General features: G+C 68.3%; 11 protein-coding genes and 2 tRNA genes. 11 read left to right on the top strand and 2 right to left on the bottom strand.

Going from position 1 to position 16,313, the window contains the following annotated elements; genetic code table 11:
- Nucleotides 1-17: 17 nt before the first annotated feature.
- From BJQ90_RS00685 to BJQ90_RS00665, 5 genes are all read left to right on the top strand, one after another.
- Complete coding sequence (locus tag BJQ90_RS00685; protein WP_226758390.1) at nt 18-1,403, top strand: cystathionine beta-synthase; 1,386 nt, start codon at nt 18-20, stop codon at nt 1,401-1,403.
- Nucleotides 1,404-1,485: 82 nt separating this feature from the next.
- On the top strand, nt 1,486-2,685 hold the full coding sequence (locus BJQ90_RS00680; RefSeq protein ID WP_226758389.1) for a cystathionine gamma-synthase: 1,200 nt from the start codon (nt 1,486-1,488) through the stop codon (nt 2,683-2,685).
- Nucleotides 2,686-2,691: 6 nt separating this feature from the next.
- The gene (locus BJQ90_RS00675; RefSeq protein ID WP_226758388.1) at nt 2,692-3,984 is read left to right on the top strand and encodes a glycosyltransferase 87 family protein; all 1,293 of its coding nucleotides are present in this window, start codon (nt 2,692-2,694) and stop codon (nt 3,982-3,984) included.
- Nucleotides 3,985-4,085: 101 nt separating this feature from the next.
- A complete protein-coding gene (locus tag BJQ90_RS00670) occupies nt 4,086-4,625 on the top strand; it encodes a winged helix-turn-helix transcriptional regulator (RefSeq protein WP_226758387.1) in 540 nt (179 codons plus the stop codon).
- Nucleotides 4,622-5,992, top strand: a complete 1,371-nt coding sequence (locus BJQ90_RS00665; RefSeq protein WP_226758386.1) for an MFS transporter — start codon at nt 4,622-4,624, stop codon at nt 5,990-5,992. The genes BJQ90_RS00670 and BJQ90_RS00665 overlap by 4 nt, the downstream gene beginning before the upstream one ends.
- Here the strand turns inward: BJQ90_RS00665 and BJQ90_RS00660 are convergent.
- A complete protein-coding gene (locus tag BJQ90_RS00660; RefSeq protein WP_226758385.1) occupies nt 5,989-7,191 on the bottom strand; it encodes an acyl-CoA dehydrogenase family protein in 1,203 nt (400 codons plus the stop codon). The genes BJQ90_RS00665 and BJQ90_RS00660 overlap by 4 nt on opposite strands.
- 50 nt (nt 7,192-7,241) lie before the next feature.
- On the opposite strand from BJQ90_RS00660, the gene BJQ90_RS00655 reads away from it, so the two are divergent.
- The 6 genes from BJQ90_RS00655 to BJQ90_RS00630 all read left to right on the top strand — a co-directional run bounded on the left by BJQ90_RS00655 (nt 7,242) and on the right by BJQ90_RS00630 (nt 13,342).
- Nucleotides 7,242-7,895, top strand: a complete 654-nt coding sequence (locus tag BJQ90_RS00655; RefSeq protein ID WP_226758384.1) for an MOSC domain-containing protein — start codon at nt 7,242-7,244, stop codon at nt 7,893-7,895.
- 393 nt (nt 7,896-8,288) lie between these two features.
- Entirely contained in the window at nt 8,289-10,406 is a 2,118-nt protein-coding gene (locus BJQ90_RS00650; protein WP_226758383.1) for a DEAD/DEAH box helicase, read from the top strand.
- A 231-nt stretch (nt 10,407-10,637) separates the two neighbouring features.
- Nucleotides 10,638-10,709, top strand: a tRNA-Thr gene (locus tag BJQ90_RS00645).
- A gap of 62 nt (nt 10,710-10,771) precedes the next feature.
- Nucleotides 10,772-10,845: transfer RNA gene (locus BJQ90_RS00640), tRNA-Met, on the top strand.
- A gap of 146 nt (nt 10,846-10,991) precedes the next feature.
- Entirely contained in the window at nt 10,992-11,651 is a 660-nt protein-coding gene (locus BJQ90_RS00635; protein ID WP_226758382.1) for an NAD(P)H-binding protein, read from the top strand.
- A 122-nt stretch (nt 11,652-11,773) separates the two neighbouring features.
- Nucleotides 11,774-13,342, top strand: a complete 1,569-nt coding sequence (locus BJQ90_RS00630; RefSeq protein ID WP_226758381.1) for a Na+/H+ antiporter — start codon at nt 11,774-11,776, stop codon at nt 13,340-13,342.
- Between the two features lie 135 nt (nt 13,343-13,477).
- On the opposite strand, the gene BJQ90_RS00625 is transcribed toward BJQ90_RS00630, so the two are convergent.
- A complete protein-coding gene (locus BJQ90_RS00625; protein WP_226758380.1) occupies nt 13,478-15,994 on the bottom strand; it encodes an FG-GAP-like repeat-containing protein in 2,517 nt (838 codons plus the stop codon).
- Between the last annotated feature and the right edge of the window lie 319 nt (nt 15,995-16,313).

The raw sequence follows: 16,313 nt of genomic DNA, 5'->3' as shown, positions 1-16,313 counted from the left end.
ACGGTAACTTTGTACCTATGAAGTACGCCCAGTCCGTTCTGGACCTCATTGGCAATACGCCGCTCGTGAAGCTGCACCACGTTACCGACGGAATCGGGGCCACGGTCCTGGTGAAGCTGGAATACCTGAACCCCGGCGGTTCCATCAAGGACCGCATCGCGGTGAAGATGATCGAGGAGGCCGAACGCACCGGCAAGCTCCTGCCCGGCGGCACCATCGTGGAACCCACCTCCGGCAACACCGGCGTCGGGTTGGCCCTTGTGGCGCAGCAGAAGGGCTACCGCTGCATCTTCGTGGTGCCGGACAAGGTCGGCGAGGACAAACGCGCCGTGCTGCAGGCCTACGGCGCCGAGGTCGTGGTGACGCCCACCGCCGTCGCCCCCGACAGCCCGCACAGCTATTACGGCGTGTCGGACCGGCTTGTCACCGAGATCCCCGGCGCCTACAAGCCCGACCAGTTCTCCAACCCCGCCGCCCCGGCCAGCCACTACGAGTCCACCGGGCCGGAAATCTGGCGCGACACGGACGGCCGGGTCACCCACTGCGTGATCGGCGCCGGCACCGGCGGCACCATCACCGGCACCGGCCGGTACCTCAAGGAAGTCTCCGGCGCCCGTGCGGAGGCCGACGGCGGCGTGGTCAAGATCATCGGCGCCGACCCGGCAGGTTCGGTGTACTCCGGCGGCACCGGCCGGCCGTACTTCGTCGAGGGGGTCGGCGAGGATATGTGGCCGGCCAACTACGACAAGGCCGTCCCGGATGCCGTCATCGCGGTCAGCGACGCGGACTCCTTCGAGATGACGCGCCGGCTCGCCCGCGAGGAGGGCCTGCTCGTGGGCGGTTCCTCCGGCATGGCTGTCGTCGCCGCCCTGAAGGTCGCCAGGGACCTGCCGGACGACGCCGTCGTCGTCGTGATCCTGCCCGACTCCGGCCGCGGCTACCTCGCCAAGATCTTCAACGACCAGTGGATGCGCTCCTACGGCTTCCTGGCCGGCGGCGACGAAGCCTCGGTGGGCGAAATCCTCAAGGCCAAGACCGGGGAACTGCCGGACCTCGTGCACATCCACCCCAACGAGAGCGTCCGCGATGTCATCAACATCATGAACGAGTACGGCGTCTCGCACATCCCGGTGCTGTCCCAGGAGCCGCCCGTGGTGATGGGCGAGGTCCTCGGCGCCGTCGACGAACGCACCCTCACCGCGAAGCTCTTCCGCGGCGAGGCGAAACTCTCGGACAAGATCTCCGAACACATGGAGGCCCGGCTGCCGGTGATCGGCTCGCTCGAATCGATCTCGACCGCCCGCGAGCTCCTCTCCGACGCGGACACCCTCATGGTGACGTTCGTCGGCGCGCCGGTGGGGATCCTCACCCGCCATGACCTGCTCGCCTACCTGAGCAACTGATCCCAGCAACTGACCCCAGCAACTGACCCGGACACCGGGCCGCCCCCTAGGGGCGTCCGGCCGCCGGCCGAAAGGAACGCAAATGTCTTTGCCAGAAAGCTCTTCCGCAAAAAACGCCGGCTTCAACACCCGCGCCGTGCATGCCGGCCAGGAGTTCGAGCCGCGCACCGGCGCCGTCGTGCCGCCCGTGCACTTCTCCACCACCTACGCCCAGGAAGCGATCGGCGTGCTGCGGGCCGGCTACGAATACGGCCGTGGCACCAACCCCACCCGTGACTCGCTGCAGGAACAGCTCGCCGCGCTGGAGGGCGGCTCCGCCGCGTTCTCCTTCAGTTCCGGCCTCGCCGCCGAGGATTCCATGATCCGCGCCCTCACCCGCCCGGGTGACCACATTGTGCTCGGCAACGACGCCTACGGCGGCACCTACCGGCTGATCGCCCGGGTGCTGGGGGAGTGGGGCATCGGCAACACCCCGGTGGACATGTCCAACCTTGACGCCGTCGCTACGGCCGTGGCCGCCAACAAGACCCGCCTCGTGTGGGTGGAGACGCCGTCGAACCCGATGATGAAGATCACCGACATCGCCGCCCTCGCCAAGGTCGCGCACGACGCCGGTGCCCTCCTCGTGGTGGACAACACCTTCGCCTCGCCGTACCTGCAGAACCCGCTGGCCCTCGGCGCCGACGTCGTGGTGCACTCCACCACCAAGTACATCGGCGGGCACTCCGACGTCGTCGGCGGCGCCATCATCGTCAATGACGCGGAGCTGGCCGAGAAGATCGGCTTCGTCCAGTTCGCCGTCGGCGCCGTCTCCGGCCCGATGGACGCCTTCCTCACCACCCGCGGGCTCAAGACCCTCGGCGTCCGGATGGACCGGCACAGCGACAACGCCCAGGCCGTGGCCGAGTGGCTGCTGGAGCGCCCGGAGGTGGAGGCCGTGCTGTACCCGGGACTGCCCTCGCACCCCGGGCACGAGCTGGCCAAAAAGCAGATGAAGAAGTTCGGCGGGATGATTTCCGTGCAGTTCAAGGGCGGCGAGGCGGCGGCACGCAAGGTGGCCGAATCGACCTCCGTGTTCACCCTCGCGGAGTCCCTGGGCGGCATCGAATCCCTGATGAACTACCCCTCGGAAATGACGCACGCCTCGGTCAAGGGCACCGAGCTGGCCGTCCCGGTCAACCTGATCCGGCTCTCCTGCGGCATCGAGGACGTCGAGGACCTCATCGCCGACCTCGAGCAGGCGTTCGCGCAGATTGCCTCCGCCGGCGAGTCAGGCAGCTAAGCACCCGTGACAACCACCACCAGGGCCATGCCCTCCACCACGCGCGGCTGGCTCGCGACGGCGGCCGGCGCGTCCGCCGTCGTCGCCGCCCTGGTGGTGCTGTACTCGGCCTACGATCCGCTGCTGAATGACTTCGAGGTCTACTTCTACGGCGGCAACCGGGTGCTCCAGACCGGGGAGACCGGCGTCAACGAGCTCTACGCGGCCCGGGACGGGTTGCCGTTCACGTACCCGCCCTTCGCGGCGCTGCTGTTCGCGGCACTGGCGACGCTGGGCCAGCGCGGCGGCGGCCTGGTGTTCATCAGCACGGCCCTGCTGGGCGCCGGAATCGTCTCCGCGTGGCTCGCGCGGCACTATTTCCGCCTCGGCGGCTGGCGGAACGCGGCCGCCGACTGGCGGTTCCGGGCCGTGACCCTGGCCGGCACCGCCGCGATCCTGCTCCTGGGGCCCTGGCGGGACACCTTCGACTTCGGCCAGATCAACATCATCCTGATGGGCCTGATCCTGGCTGACTTCGCGCTCCACGGCAAGGCCCGGGCCGGGGAGATCCGCTGGCCCGCGGGGCTGCTGATCGGGATCGCGGCCGGCATCAAGCTGACCCCGCTCGCCTTCGGGCTGTACTTCCTGGTCCGCCGCGACTTCAAGGCCCTCGGCTGGATGGCGGCCGGCTTTTTCGGCTCGATCGGCCTGGCCTGGGCGGTGCTGCCCCACGCCTCGCTCACCTTCTGGACCCAGATCCTGCCCGACACCGGACGGATCGGCGGACCGGCCTATGTGGACAACCTCTCGGTCAAGGGCCTGCTGCTGCACCTGGGCCTGCCGGATTCCGGTCTGACCAGCCTGGTGTGGCTGGTGCTGGCCCTGGCCCTGGCCGCGGTCGCTGCCCTTGTGATCCGGTGGGCGGTGGACGCGGATGAGAACTTCGTCGCCGTCTCCGCGACCGCCGTGCTGATGCTTCTGGTCAGCCCGGTGTCCTGGTCGCACCACTGGGTGTGGATGGCCGTGGCGCTGCCCTGCATGGGCTTCGCGATCCACCGGGTGCCGTCCCGGAACGGGCGGATGCGCCTCGCAGGGTGGATCATCGTGGCGTTCTCGGCCCTCGCCTTCTACCTGACGCCCAAGTACCTCTCGGTCATGGCCGGGGCGGCCGAGTGGGGCAAGGACCCGCAGACCCAGTGGCAGCTCATTGTGGCCAGCCTCGGTGTGGTCTGCGGCATCGCCATGCTGGTCTATTGGGCCCTTGCCTACCACCCTTCCCGCGCCGCGCTCCGCACGCGCATCAACGCCGGGCTCCTCTGAAGCTGTTACCACAGGTCCCGCTGAGACCTCTAACTCCGGTTCCGCTGAAACTTTGCCACCGGGTCTAGCTTTCTTGAAGATAGTCAGCTAGTTTTGTCCGCATGGCACTTCGATCAGACTGGTCCCAGCGGAACTGCAGCATGGCGCGCGGGCTGGACATCCTCGGGGACCCGTGGGGCATGCTCGTCCTCCGCGAGGTCTTCTTCGGCAACGGCCGCTTCGACGCGATGAAGTCCCGGCTCGGGGCCGCGGATTCCGTCCTCACCAAACGCCTGGCGGCCCTCGTCGACGCCGGGCTGCTCACCCGGCAGCCCTACGACGACGGCGGCCGCACCCGCCAGGAGTACGTGCTCACCGCCAAGGGGGAGGACGCGCTGCCGGTGCTGAACGCCGTCGTCCTCTGGGCCGAAAAGCACCTGCCGGCGCCCTCGGAGCAGGCCCACATGTACGTGATCCACACCGGCTGCGGGGCGCGCACCACGTCCGCGGACAGCTGCACCGCGTGTGGGGAACGGCTCACCGTCCGGAATACCAGCTGGCACAGCCTCACCCGGACCCCGGACCCCGTGCCGCTCGCCGCCGCCCCGGCGCCGGCAGCCCCGGCCGGCACCATCATCCAGGCGAACGGAACCGCCGCATGAGCGCCCCCAAGAACACCCTGCTGGCCGCCCGCCGGCGGAGGATCCACCCGGCCTGGACCGTCGCCGCTGTCGCGTTCCTGGCGCTCGTCGGCGCCGCCGGCTTCCGGGCCGCGCCGGGGGTGCTGATGGTGCCGCTGCAGAGCGAATTCGGCTGGTCCACCACCGCGCTTTCCGCCGCGGTCAGCATCAATCTGGTGCTTTTCGGCCTCACCGCGCCCTTCGCCGCGGCCCTGATGGAACGCTTCGGCGTCCGCGCCGTGACCGCCGTGGCGCTCGTGCTGATCGGGGCCGGCAGCGCCCTGACCGTGCTGGTGACCGAGTCCTGGCAGATCCTGCTGACCTGGGGGCTGCTGATCGGGCTCGGGACGGGGTCCATGGCGCTGGTCTTCGCCGCGACCATTGCCAACACCTGGTTCGCGAAGAGCCGCGGCCTGGTGATCGGCATCCTCACCGCCGGCAGCGCCGCCGGGCAGTTGGTCTTCCTGCCCTTCATCGCCGCCCTGGCCCAGGATCCGGGCTGGCGGCAGGCGTCGCTGCTGATCGCCGCCGGTGCCCTGGCCGTGGTGCCGCTGGTGCTGAAGTTCCTGAAGAACTCGCCCGCCGACGCCGGTGTGCTGCCCTACGGGGCCGAAGCGGAACCTGAGCCCACGCCCGGGTCCACGCCAGAGTCCACTTCAGAGTCCACTTCCGGGTCCGCGCCCGGGCCGGGCCGGGCGGGGGCCGGGGAACCTAGCCGGAATGCCGCCGTCCGGGCCCTGCAGGTGCTCAAGCGCGCCAGCAAGGTGCGGACCTTCTGGGCCCTCGCGGCCGGGTTCGCGATCTGCGGCGCCACCACCAACGGACTGATCGGCACCCACTTCATCCCCTCCGCCCACGACCACGGCATGTCCCAGACGACGGCGGCGGGCCTGCTGGCCGTCGTCGGGATCTTCGACATCGCGGGGACGATCGCCTCCGGCTGGCTGACGGACCGCTTCAATCCGCGGATCCTGCTCGCGGTCTACTACCAGTTCCGGGGCATTGGCCTGCTGGTGCTGCCGCTGCTGCTGAGCGCCACCGTCCAGCCCAGCATGATCGTGTTCGTGGTGATCTACGGACTGGACTGGGTGGCCACCGTGCCGCCCACCGCTGCCATCTGCCGCCAGGTCTTCGGCGCGGACGGCAGCGTGGTGTTCGGCTGGGTCTTCGCCGCCCACCAGCTCGGTGCGGCCGCCGCGGCGCTGGCGGCCGGCGCCATCAGGGACGCCACCGGACAGTACACCTACGCCTGGTTCGGCGCGGCCGCGATGTGCACCATCGCCGCCGTGATCAGCGCGACCATCCGCAAGGATGCCGGCGCCAAGGAAGCCGTGCCCGTTCCGGCCTAGCGGAAGGCCTGCAGCCCGGTGATGTGCTGGCCCAGAACCAGGGTGTGAACTTCGTCCGTGCCCTCGTAGGTGCGCACCGACTCCAGGTTCGCGGCGTGCCGCAGCGGCGAATAGTCCAGCGTGATGCCGTTCCCGCCCAGGATGGTCCGGGCCTCCCGGGCGATGGTGATCGCCTCCCGCACGTTGTTGAGCTTGCCCAGCGAGATCTGCTCGGGCCGCAGCTTCCCGGCGTCCTTGAGCCGGCCCAGCTGCAGCGCCAGCAGGGTGCCCTTCTGGATCTCCAGCAGCATGTTCACGAGCTTCTCCTGGGTCAGCTGGTACCCGGCGAGCGGCCGGCCGAACTGCAGCCGCTCCTGCGCATACTTCAGCGCCGCCTCGTAGGAGTCGCGGGCCGCACCCATCGCGCCCCACGCGATCCCGTAGCGCGCCTCGTTCAGGCAGCCGAACGGGCCGCGCAGCCCGCGGGCTGCCGGGAGCAGGGCCTCCGGGCCCAGCCGGACGCCGTCGAACGTGACATCGCACTGGATCGAGGCGCGCATCGAAAGTTTCTGCCCGATCGGCCTCGCGGTCACCCCGGGGGTGCCGGCGGGGACCAGGAAACCGTGGACGCCGTCGTCGGTCATCGCCCACACCACCAGCACGTCGGCCACCGAGGCGAGCCCGATCCAGCGTTTGGTGCCGTCCAGGATCCAGCCGGCGTCCTCGCCGGTGCCGTCGCGGCGGGCGAAGGTCTTCATCGCGGCGGGGTCCGAACCGGCGGTGGGCTCGGTCAGCGCGAAGCAGCCGATCAGTTCGCCGGCGGCCATCCGGGGGAGCCAGTGAAGTTTCTGCTCCTCGGAGCCCCACTTGTGGATGGCCGTCATGGCCAGCGAACCCTGGACGGAGACGAAGGTGCGGATGCCGGAATCACCAGCCTCCAGTTCCATCGCCGCCAGGCCGTATTCGACGGCGGAGCGGCCCGGGCAGCCGTAGCCCTGAAGATGCATGCCGAGGACGCCGAGTTCCCCCAGCTCCGGGGCCAGCTCGAGCGGGAAGACGCCGTCGTCGTACCAGCCCGCGATGCCCGGGCGGATGCGTTGATCGGTGAAATCGCGGACCCGTTCCCGGACGGCCAGTTCCCCGGCGCTCAGCAGGGAATCGATGGCCAGGACGTCGGATACATCGTTGGACGCATGGGGAAAACCAGCTTCGTTGCTCATTCCAGCATCCTACGGTCCCGGCCGCCGCGGCCCCGGCCTACACTGGTGCCATGGACACCGCTTCCGTTCTTGCCGTCTGCCGCGTACACCAGCTGCTGGAGGATCCAGGCAGCGTCGGCGTCACCGCGATCGACAAACGTCCCGTGGCCGGACCGGTCAGAGTGCACAAGCTCGGGCTGCGCGGAGACGTCCAGGCCAGCCGCGTCCACCACGGCGGCGAGGACCAGGCGCTCTACGCCTATTCCCAGGACGACGCCGACTACTGGGCAGCGGAGCTCGGCCGGGAACTGCCGCCGGGGATCTTCGGCGAGAACCTGCGCGTCGCCGGCATCAGCGCCACCGACGCCCTGATCGGCGAACGCTGGAAGATCGGACTCGACGTCGAAGTCGAGCTGACCTCCCCGCGCGTGCCCTGCGCCACCTTCCAGCGGCGGATGCATGAGCCGCACTGGGTGAAGCGGTTCGGCGACGCCGGGCGGGTCGGGACCTACCTGCGGGTCGTGCGGGTCGGCAGCATCCAGGCGGGGGACCACATCCACCGGATCTTCCTCCCCACCCACGGGGTCACCATCGGCAAGTGGTTCAGCGATCCCACGGTGGCGGACATGGAGGCCCTGCGGGACGCCGACGCCGACGGTGAGATCCGCCTCCAGCCGGAGTATCTGGGGGAGTTCGAGAAGCTGCAGCGCCGCCCCGGGATGTAGCGGGCCGGGTGCCCGTGTGCGCAAGCTCACCGCCGTCGTGGGCGGCCGGGTTACCCAAGGGCGGATCCATGCCCTACAATTGAACTATCCCCCACTCCGGAAATCCCTTATTTCCTGCCCAATTCTTGAGGCAAGACTGGTAAGTGTTGGGGCCCGCGCAATTGAGATGCGGGCATTTTCATAGGGAGAGCCGGCTAAAGAAAACGCTGTACAGACTGCTGGGATAGCAGCCAAGAGTTGCAGCGGGAAGTCCTGCCACGGGATTGCGAAAGCGCCGGGCTTCTATGTGACCGGCCGGTCAAAGTATGCCCGGCGATTTTGTGTCACGCGTACTGCGGCTCCGCTCACCTCGGGTTGTGCCGCTTGGCCCCTATGGATGAGGATATTTCACCTATGCCCGAAACTCAGAACAACTCCGTCGAAACCGAAAACATTCAGAGCGACGTCGAGACTTCTGAAACGGCTGCCCCCGCAGCCGGCACCGCCCCGGTATTCACCGAGGCTCCTGCCCCCGTTGAGGTTCCGGCTGCTGCCGAGACCGCACCGCAGGCTGACACCACGCCCGCCCCGGCCAAGGACGAAGACGAAGAAGAAGGCGTCAAGTTCGTTGACCTCGGCATCGACGCCCGTGTCCTGGCTGCCCTGCAGGACGTCGGCTACGAGAAGCCGTCACCGATCCAGGCAGCAACCATCCCGCTGCTGCTCGAAGGCCGCGACGTCGTGGGCCTGGCCCAGACGGGCACCGGTAAGACTGCAGCATTCGCAGTACCGGCACTGTCCCGCCTGGCCGAGCTCCACGACCTCAACGGCCCGTCACGCAAGACCCAGGCCCTGGTGCTTGCTCCGACCCGAGAGCTTGCACTCCAGGTCGCCGAGGCCTTCACCTCCTACGCCAAGCACATCGATGACTTCACCGTCCTCCCGGTGTACGGCGGCTCCGCCTACGGCCCCCAGCTCGCCGGCCTCCGCCGCGGCGCCCAGGTCGTTGTCGGTACCCCCGGCCGCGTGATCGACCACATCGCCAAGGGCTCCCTCGACCTGTCCGAACTCCAGTACCTGGTGCTGGACGAGGCTGATGAGATGCTCCGCATGGGCTTCGCTGAAGACGTTGAGCAGATCTTCCAGCAGACCCCCGAGGGCCGCCAGGTTGCACTGTTCTCCGCCACGATGCCGAGCCAGATCCGCCGGCTGTCCAAGCAGTACCTGAACAACCCGGCCGAGGTCCAGGTCAAGTCCAAGACCACGACCGGCGCGAACACCCGCCAGCGCTACCTGCAGGTCATGGGCCCGCACAAGCTCGACGCACTGACCCGCATCCTCGAGGTTGAAGAGTTCGAGGGCGTCATCGCCTTCGTGCGTACCAAGATGGCGACCGAGGACCTGGCCGACAAGCTGCGTTCACGGGGCTTCCAGGCTGCCGCCATCAATGGCGACATCCCGCAGCAGCAGCGCGAGCGCACCGTCGAGGCCCTGCGTGACGGAAAGATCGACATCCTCGTCGCCACCGACGTCGCAGCCCGCGGCCTTGACGTCGAGCGCGTCAGCCACGTGGTCAACTACGACATCCCCCACGACACCGAGTCCTACGTGCACCGCATCGGCCGTACCGGCCGTGCAGGCCGTTCCGGTGACGCGATCCTCTTCATGACGCCGCGGGAGAAGTACCTGCTGCGCTCCATCGAGAAGGCGACCCGCCAGCCGGTCGAGCAGATGCACCTGCCGACCGCGGAATCGGTCAACACCCTGCGCCTGGGCAAGTTTGCCGAGAAGATCACGGAGACGCTTGCGTCCGAGGACGTCGCCGCATTCCGCGACCTCATCTCCTCGTACGAAGAAGAGCACAACGTCCCGGCGTCGGAGATCGCTGCTGCACTGGCCGTCATGGCCCAGGGCGGCCAGCCGCTCCTGGTCAAGGAACTGCCTGCTGCTCCTGAGTTCCAGAAGCGCGAGCGGTCCAAGGACGGCTTCGGCTCACGCGGCCCGACCCGCACCCTGACCGAGGGCAATGCCACCTACCGGATCGCCGTCGGACGCCGTCAGCGCGTTATGCCGGGTTCCATCGTTGGCGCCATTGCCAACGAAGGCGGAATCTCCTCGGCCCAGATCGGCGGCATTGACATCCGTGCGGACCACTCCCTCGTGGAGCTTCCCGCGGACCTCAGTGCCGACCAGCTGAAGGCGCTGTCCCGCACCCGGATCGGCGGCGAGCTGATCCACCTCGAGCTGGACAACGGCCGTTCGCCCGCGAGCGACCGCGGCGGCGACCGTGGCGGCTACCAGGGTGGCGGCCAGGGCGGCAGCCGCGGCGGTTACTCCGGCGGCGGCGACCGTGGCGGCAACTTCAAGGGCAACGGCGGCTTCAAGCGCGAATTCCGCAAGAACGACGGCGAGCGGACTTCCGCTGACCGTGGCGGACGCTCCTTCAGCGACCGCAACGAGCGTGGCGTCGGCTCCGACGCGGCCCGCAAGCCGCGCACCGAAGGCGGCTTCAAGCCCCGCACCAAGTGGTAACCATCAGCTGCTAAGCACTGATTCACCCTGAAAACGGGCCGGCTGAACAGCCGGCCCGTTTTTCGTTAAGTTCCCTTGGTCACATCCGCGGTCCCGGCGGAGCTCCAGGGCCGCCCGCGGGCCGTCGCCGGGCCCCCGGCAGCCCTGATTTCCGCCGATTTTGACGCTTTCGGAGCCCTCCCGGCGCCGATTTGTTGGGAGCGGAATCTTCCGGTAGAGTATTTACTCGTTGCCCCCCTAGCTCAGTGGTAGAGCGCGTTCTTGGTAAGAACGAGGTCACCGGATCGATTCCGGTGGGGGGCTCTGAATGAGGGCCTGTGTCAAGGCGGTTTTTGACCGGCTTAGCGCAGGTTTTCCTCATTTATGGCGGCGTAGCTCAGTTGGTTAGAGCGCACGACTCATAATCGTGAGGTCGGGAGATCGAGCCTCCCCGCCGCTACAGAAAGACTCTGCAGGCCCAGCCTGTGGGGTCCTTTTGTTTTAACCCCCATTTGCGCTATCACTCTGGGTGCTTAAACGGGCGTTTTGGCCACGAAAAGTGACAGAGCAACGGTGGCCGGGGCGGTTGTGGGACAGAATGGGTCCATGACGCGAATCGCAATCATTGGCGGCCACGGCAAAGTGGCTCTGGAACTGTCCCGCATCCTCTCCGGGGAGGGAATGGACGTTACGTCGTTCATCCGGAACCCGGACCACCGGGAGGACGTCGCGGCCACGGGCGCCACTCCCGTTGTCCTGGATGTTGAAAATTCGACGACGGCGGAGATCGCCGAGGCGCTGCGGAACCATGACGCCGTGGTCTGGTCGGCCGGCGCGGGCGGTGGAAGCCCCGAGCGGACCTACTCGGTGGACCGGGATGCCGCCATCCGGTCGATGGATGCGGCGGCCGAGGCCGGCGTCGGGCGGTACGTCATGGTCTCCTATCTTGGTGCCGGGCCGGACCACGGCGTCCCCGAGGACAACAGTTTCTACGCGTACGCCGATGCCAAGGCCGCCGCTGACGCCTATCTGCACGGGACGGCACTTGACTGGACGATCCTGGGCCCGGGAGCGCTCACGGACGGGCCCGGAAACGGCCTGATCGAAGTCAACCCTGCGGATACATCCGACGGCTCGGAAACGGCCCGGGCCAACGTGGCGCTCGTCGCGGCCGCGGTGCTGGGCCTGCCCTCAACGGCCCGGAGCACGATCGAATTCCGGGACGGCACGCTGCCCCTGGCGGCCGCACTGGAGCCAGTGAGCTAACCCGGCGGGGAGGCCGCCGGACGCGTCCCAGCTTGCGCCCGGCAGGTGCCGATAGGGTAGTGGGGGCGGGCGGCCCATCCAACGCAGCGGCCTGACCCGACAACTCCCGGGAAAGTAGGCCTATGGACCAGCTGGCACTCATCATCGGACTCCTGCTGGCCACGGTGGTGGCGGTCGGCGTCGGGGACCGGCTGCGGCTCCCGTTTCCGGTCCTGATGCTCATCCTGGCCGCCTCGCTGACCTTCATTCCGGGGTTTCCGGAGATTTCCATCTCGCCGGAACTGATCCTCCCCATCTTCCTGCCGCCGTTACTCTTCGCCACGGCCCAGCGCAGTTCCTGGGCCGTGTTCCGGGTCCGTTGGCGCACCCTGCTGCTGCTTGCGGTGGCCCTCGTGGTGGTCTCAACCGCGGTGGTGGCCGGGGCGGCCTGGCTCCTGATCCCGGGGATCGGTATTCCCGCGGCGATCGCCCTGGGCGCCATGGTCGCCCCGCCGGATCCGGTGGCCGTGGAGTCCATCGCCGGCCGCGTCCACATGCCCCGGCGGCTCATCACGGTGCTGCAAAGCGAGGGCCTCTTCAACGACGCGGCGGCCGTCGTCATATTCCAGGCCGCGGTCGCCGCGACCGTCTCCGGCACCGAGTTCTCACCTGACGTCGCCCTGCAGTTTGTGCTCGGCGCGGCGATCGCGGTGGCCGTGGGCATCGGCATGGGCTGGCTCACCAGCCTGATCACCCGGCTGGTGCAGTCCATGGTGGCGCGCAGCGCCGTCACCCTGGTGGTGCCGTTCGCGGCCTACATCCTCGCCGAGGAGGTGCACGCCTCGGGTGTGATCGCCGTCGTCGTCACCGCCCTGGAGATCCAGCGGCACGCCCGGCCGCAGGACGCCGCCGAGCGGGTCACCCGCAGCGCCTTCTGGGACGTCGTGGAGCTGCTGGTCACCGGGCTGGCGTTCGGCCTGGTGGGGCTGGAGGTGCGGCAGGTGGTCCGCGACGAAGGCGACGGCATCGTCGGGATGATCGGCAACGCCGCGGTGGTCTGCGTGCTGGTGTTCGCCGTCCGGTTTGCGTGGATGGCCATGATGTCCGGCCTGGCGCGCACCCAGGATTCCCTGCGGCCGACCTCCGCCAAGGAAGTCCTCATCCTCACCTGGTGCGGCATGCGTGGACTCGCCACGCTGGCCCTCGCACTGGCGCTCCCGCTGACCGTTGCCGACGGGAGCCCGTTCCCGGCCAGGAGCCAGCTCATCGTCATCGCCTGCGCGGTCCTGCTGGCCACCCTGGTGCTCCCGGGGCTGACCCTGCCGTGGCTCATGCGGGCCCTGAAGGCTTCGGGCGACGGCTCGGAAGAGCGCGACGCCGCACGGGTACTCGCCCGGCGCGCCCAGGAGGCGGCCATCGCGGCGCTGAAGGCGAACGAGCTGATGAAGGAGCTGCCGCCGGAGAAGGTGGCGCTGGTCAAGGAGAAAATGACCCGGCTGCACGCCGAACTGCTCGACGGCAGCATCCGCAACGAAAGTGTGGGGGAGCTGCGCCAACGCGGACGGGAGCTGGCGATTGCCGTGCAGACGATCGCGCTCGATGCGGCCCGCCAGGAAGTCGTCGCGGCCCGCAACGAGCCCGGCGTGGACCCCGAGGTCGCGGACCGGGTCCTGCGGCAGCTGGACCTGCGCACCATGATCATGCCGGAGTAGCCCGCCGGGCAGCCCGCTGAGCAGCACGCCGTAGCAGCCCGCTCCGCCGGTGCCCCGGGGTGACAGAAAAGGGCCGGATCGTTGACGATCCGGCCCTTTTCTCTCACCTCCCGGGCTCCCGGGTGCGGTCCCGGCCTACGACACCGAACCCGTGAAGGTCCGGGGGAGGTAGCCCTCGTTCGGCTGCATGCCTGTTCCCGAGTAGGCCCAGAGCGAACCGTCGGGCCTGCGGGCCACCAGGTCGGGGAAGCTGTCCGCGGTCAGGTTTCCGGCGCCCAGGACGGTGTCAAACACGCTCCAGCCTGTTCCGATCCTGCGCGGGGCGGAAAGCTTTCCCGTGCCGTCTCCCGGGTACATCCACAGGGTTCCGTCGAACTTCCTGGCGACGACGTCATTCTTTCCGTCGGCGTTGAAGTCACCGGCTCCGAAAAGCTGGTCGAAGACCTCCCAGCCGTAGTCGCCGATCTTGACCGGCGAGGAGTAGCCTTCGTTGGTTCCGCTGATGGTGCCCGTGCCGCGGTACAGCCAGAGAGAGCCGTCGGACTTCCTCGCGACGAGGTCGTTCTTTCCGTCCCCGTTCAGGTCCCCGGTTCCGGTCAGGGCGGTGAAGGCGTTCCAGCCGGCGGTGCCGATTTTTTTCGGTGCCGTGTAGCCGGGGTCGGTGGCGTCGACCCGGCCGGTGCCGGGGTAAATCCACAGGGTGCCGTCGGGCTTCCGGGCGACGAGGTCGTTCTTTCCGTCCCCGGTGAAGTCCCCGACGCTGACCAGCGCATTGAACACTTCCCAGCCGCTGAGACCGATCTTCCGCGGCACACCGTAGCCGCCCTTCCCGTCGCCGGGATAGAACCACAGGGTGCCGTCCGGCTTCCGGGCCAGCAGGTCGGCGATTTTGTCGCCGTTGAAATCCTCGATGGCCGTGAGGGAGTCGAAGACCTCCCAGCCGAAGTCGCCGATCTTCCGGGCGCTGCCGTACCCCTCGTCCCGCATGGCGGTCCCGGCGTAGAAGAAGACGTTTCCGTCGGCCTGGCTGGCCACGAAGTCGGCCGTGCGGTCCCCGTTGGCGTCGCCAGCGCCCAGGATGGTCGTGTAGATGCCCCAGCCTGCCCCAATCTGCTGGGGCTGGACGAGCTTCGCGGGCCCGGAGTTGGAATACAGCCAGAGGGTTCCGTCCGGGCGCCGTGCCGCAAGGTCGTTGGTTCCGTCGCCGTTGAAATCCTGGACCGGGATCAGCTGGTCAAAGATGTCCCAGCCGTAGTCGATCTGCCGGGGGGTTCCCGGCCAGCCCGTTCCCATTCCCGGGTAGAGCATCAGTACGCCGTCCGGGCGCCGGGCCAGGAGGTCCGGCTTGCCGTCGCCGTCGAAGTCGCGGACGCCCAGGAGCGCATCGAAGGCGTCCCAGCCGAAGTTGCCGATTTTGACGGCCGCGCTGTACCCCTCGTTGCCCGCCGAAACATTTCCGGTGCCGGCGTAGAACCAGAGCGATCCGTCGAACTTGCGGGCGACGAGGTCGTTCCTGCCGTCACCGTTGAAGTCGCCGGTCCCCACGATGGTGTCGTAGATCTCCCAGCCGGTGCCGATCCGCTGGCCGGCACCGGACTTGCCCGTACCGTCGCCCGGGTAGAACCACAGCTCGCCGTTGACCTTGCGTTGGATGAGGTCAGTGTTTCCGTCACCGTTGAAGTCACCGGGGGCGACCAGCAACGGCTTGGCCGCAGGCATGGCATCAATGGTGACCCCGGCGGCGGAATCTGAGACCCAGTCGATGGTTACTTTGGTCCCGGCATAGGTCGTGAAGGTCTGCCCGGCCTGCCAGGCCTGGTTGTAGCTGTAATAGCCGCTGAAGGTCGTGGTGTTGGGCTGCAGGGCGATGGACCCTGAACCGAAGGCCTGGACAACCTTGACTCCGCGGTTGCCGCTGACGGCCGTTGCCGCGTCATTGCCCACCGGGAGGCGAAGTTCCAGGTTGTAGCTCTCCCCGCTGACGGGATCGGTGAACTTAAGTGCGCGGCTCTCGTCGGCGCTTCCCCAGGCCTTCAACTGGTAGGAGTTCCGGCCGACCGCCTTCCCCAGGTTCCTGACCTCGGCGCCGGCGCCGAATCCGCCGTATTCGTACATCGGGGAGCTGATCACCGGCTGGCTGCTCTGTGACACGCCCATCACGTCGAGGTTGTCCTTGTACTCCTCCACGCTGCACGTGCTGTTCGCGAATGAACCGTCGGCGTTGCTGGCGGTGTCCACGGCCCCATCCCCGCACCGGAGCCTGTTGGCGTGCATCAGGCCCAGGACGTGCCCGAATTCGTGAGTCAGCACGCTCTTGGTGAGCGACGCCGGGAGCGGCATAATGACGCGTCCGCTCGTTCCGCTGTAGCTCCAGCCGGCGCCGTAGGCCCCGTCGGACAGCGTGGGTGAGGAAACGAACACGACCAGTGCCGTCAGGGGGCTGGGGACCCAGCCGGTTTCTGCGACGATCGTAGTCATCATGGACGAATAGCTTTGGGTGGACGTTGCCTTGCTTGTCCTGTTTTCGGCCGTGGCGACGCTCATGGAGAGCCTGCCGTTCGACATGGCCTGCCAGTACTGGCTGCTGGTGTCGACGGCGGCACGGGCGTCCGCCTCCGGGATGGTCGCCGTCCGGTCGGCCAGCTGGACCATAACCAGTCTCACCTTGATGTCACCGCTGCGGCTGAGGGAGTAGGCCTCGGTGCTTGCCTTGCGCTGTTCGGCACCCTTCCTGACCTGGATCGAAGTGCTCTCAACGGACGAGCTTGACGAGGGTTTGCTTCCGCCAAGGACTTCGGTGAACAGCGGTTCCGGAGCGGCCAGGGTCTGCGACCCGGTCGTTGCCGGGGCAGTGGTCAGCGCGGGGCTGGGCGCGGGCGACGCTGTCGGGACCGGTGTGGCGGTGGTCGTGGGGGAGCCGGCTGCCGTCGGCGTCGCTGTGGCCGTGGGTGCGGGCGAGGCCGTCGAGGTG

The sequence above is a fragment of the Arthrobacter sp. SO3 genome, from assembly GCF_020532825.1.
Classification (GTDB): Bacteria; Actinomycetota; Actinomycetes; order Actinomycetales; family Micrococcaceae; genus Arthrobacter.
The sequence above is the reverse complement of the archived record's forward strand: the minus strand, read 5'-3'. Positions and strand labels throughout refer to the sequence as shown.

Coding starts and splice junctions, on each gene's coding strand:
- BJQ90_RS00685 (WP_226758390.1), top strand. CDS start 18: ATGAAGTACGCCCAGTCCGTTCTGGACCTCATTGGCAATACGCCGCTC.
- BJQ90_RS00680 (WP_226758389.1), top strand. CDS start 1,486: ATGTCTTTGCCAGAAAGCTCTTCCGCAAAAAACGCCGGCTTCAACACC.
- BJQ90_RS00670 (WP_226758387.1), top strand. CDS start 4,086: ATGGCACTTCGATCAGACTGGTCCCAGCGGAACTGCAGCATGGCGCGC.
- BJQ90_RS00665 (WP_226758386.1), top strand. CDS start 4,622: ATGAGCGCCCCCAAGAACACCCTGCTGGCCGCCCGCCGGCGGAGGATC.
- BJQ90_RS00660 (WP_226758385.1), bottom strand. CDS start 7,191: ATGAGCAACGAAGCTGGTTTTCCCCATGCGTCCAACGATGTATCCGAC.
- BJQ90_RS00655 (WP_226758384.1), top strand. CDS start 7,242: ATGGACACCGCTTCCGTTCTTGCCGTCTGCCGCGTACACCAGCTGCTG.
- BJQ90_RS00650 (WP_226758383.1), top strand. CDS start 8,289: ATGCCCGAAACTCAGAACAACTCCGTCGAAACCGAAAACATTCAGAGC.
- BJQ90_RS00635 (WP_226758382.1), top strand. CDS start 10,992: ATGACGCGAATCGCAATCATTGGCGGCCACGGCAAAGTGGCTCTGGAA.
- BJQ90_RS00630 (WP_226758381.1), top strand. CDS start 11,774: ATGGACCAGCTGGCACTCATCATCGGACTCCTGCTGGCCACGGTGGTG.
- BJQ90_RS00625 (WP_226758380.1), bottom strand. CDS start 15,994: ATGGTCCAGCTGGCCGACCGGACGGCGACCATCCCGGAGGCGGACGCC.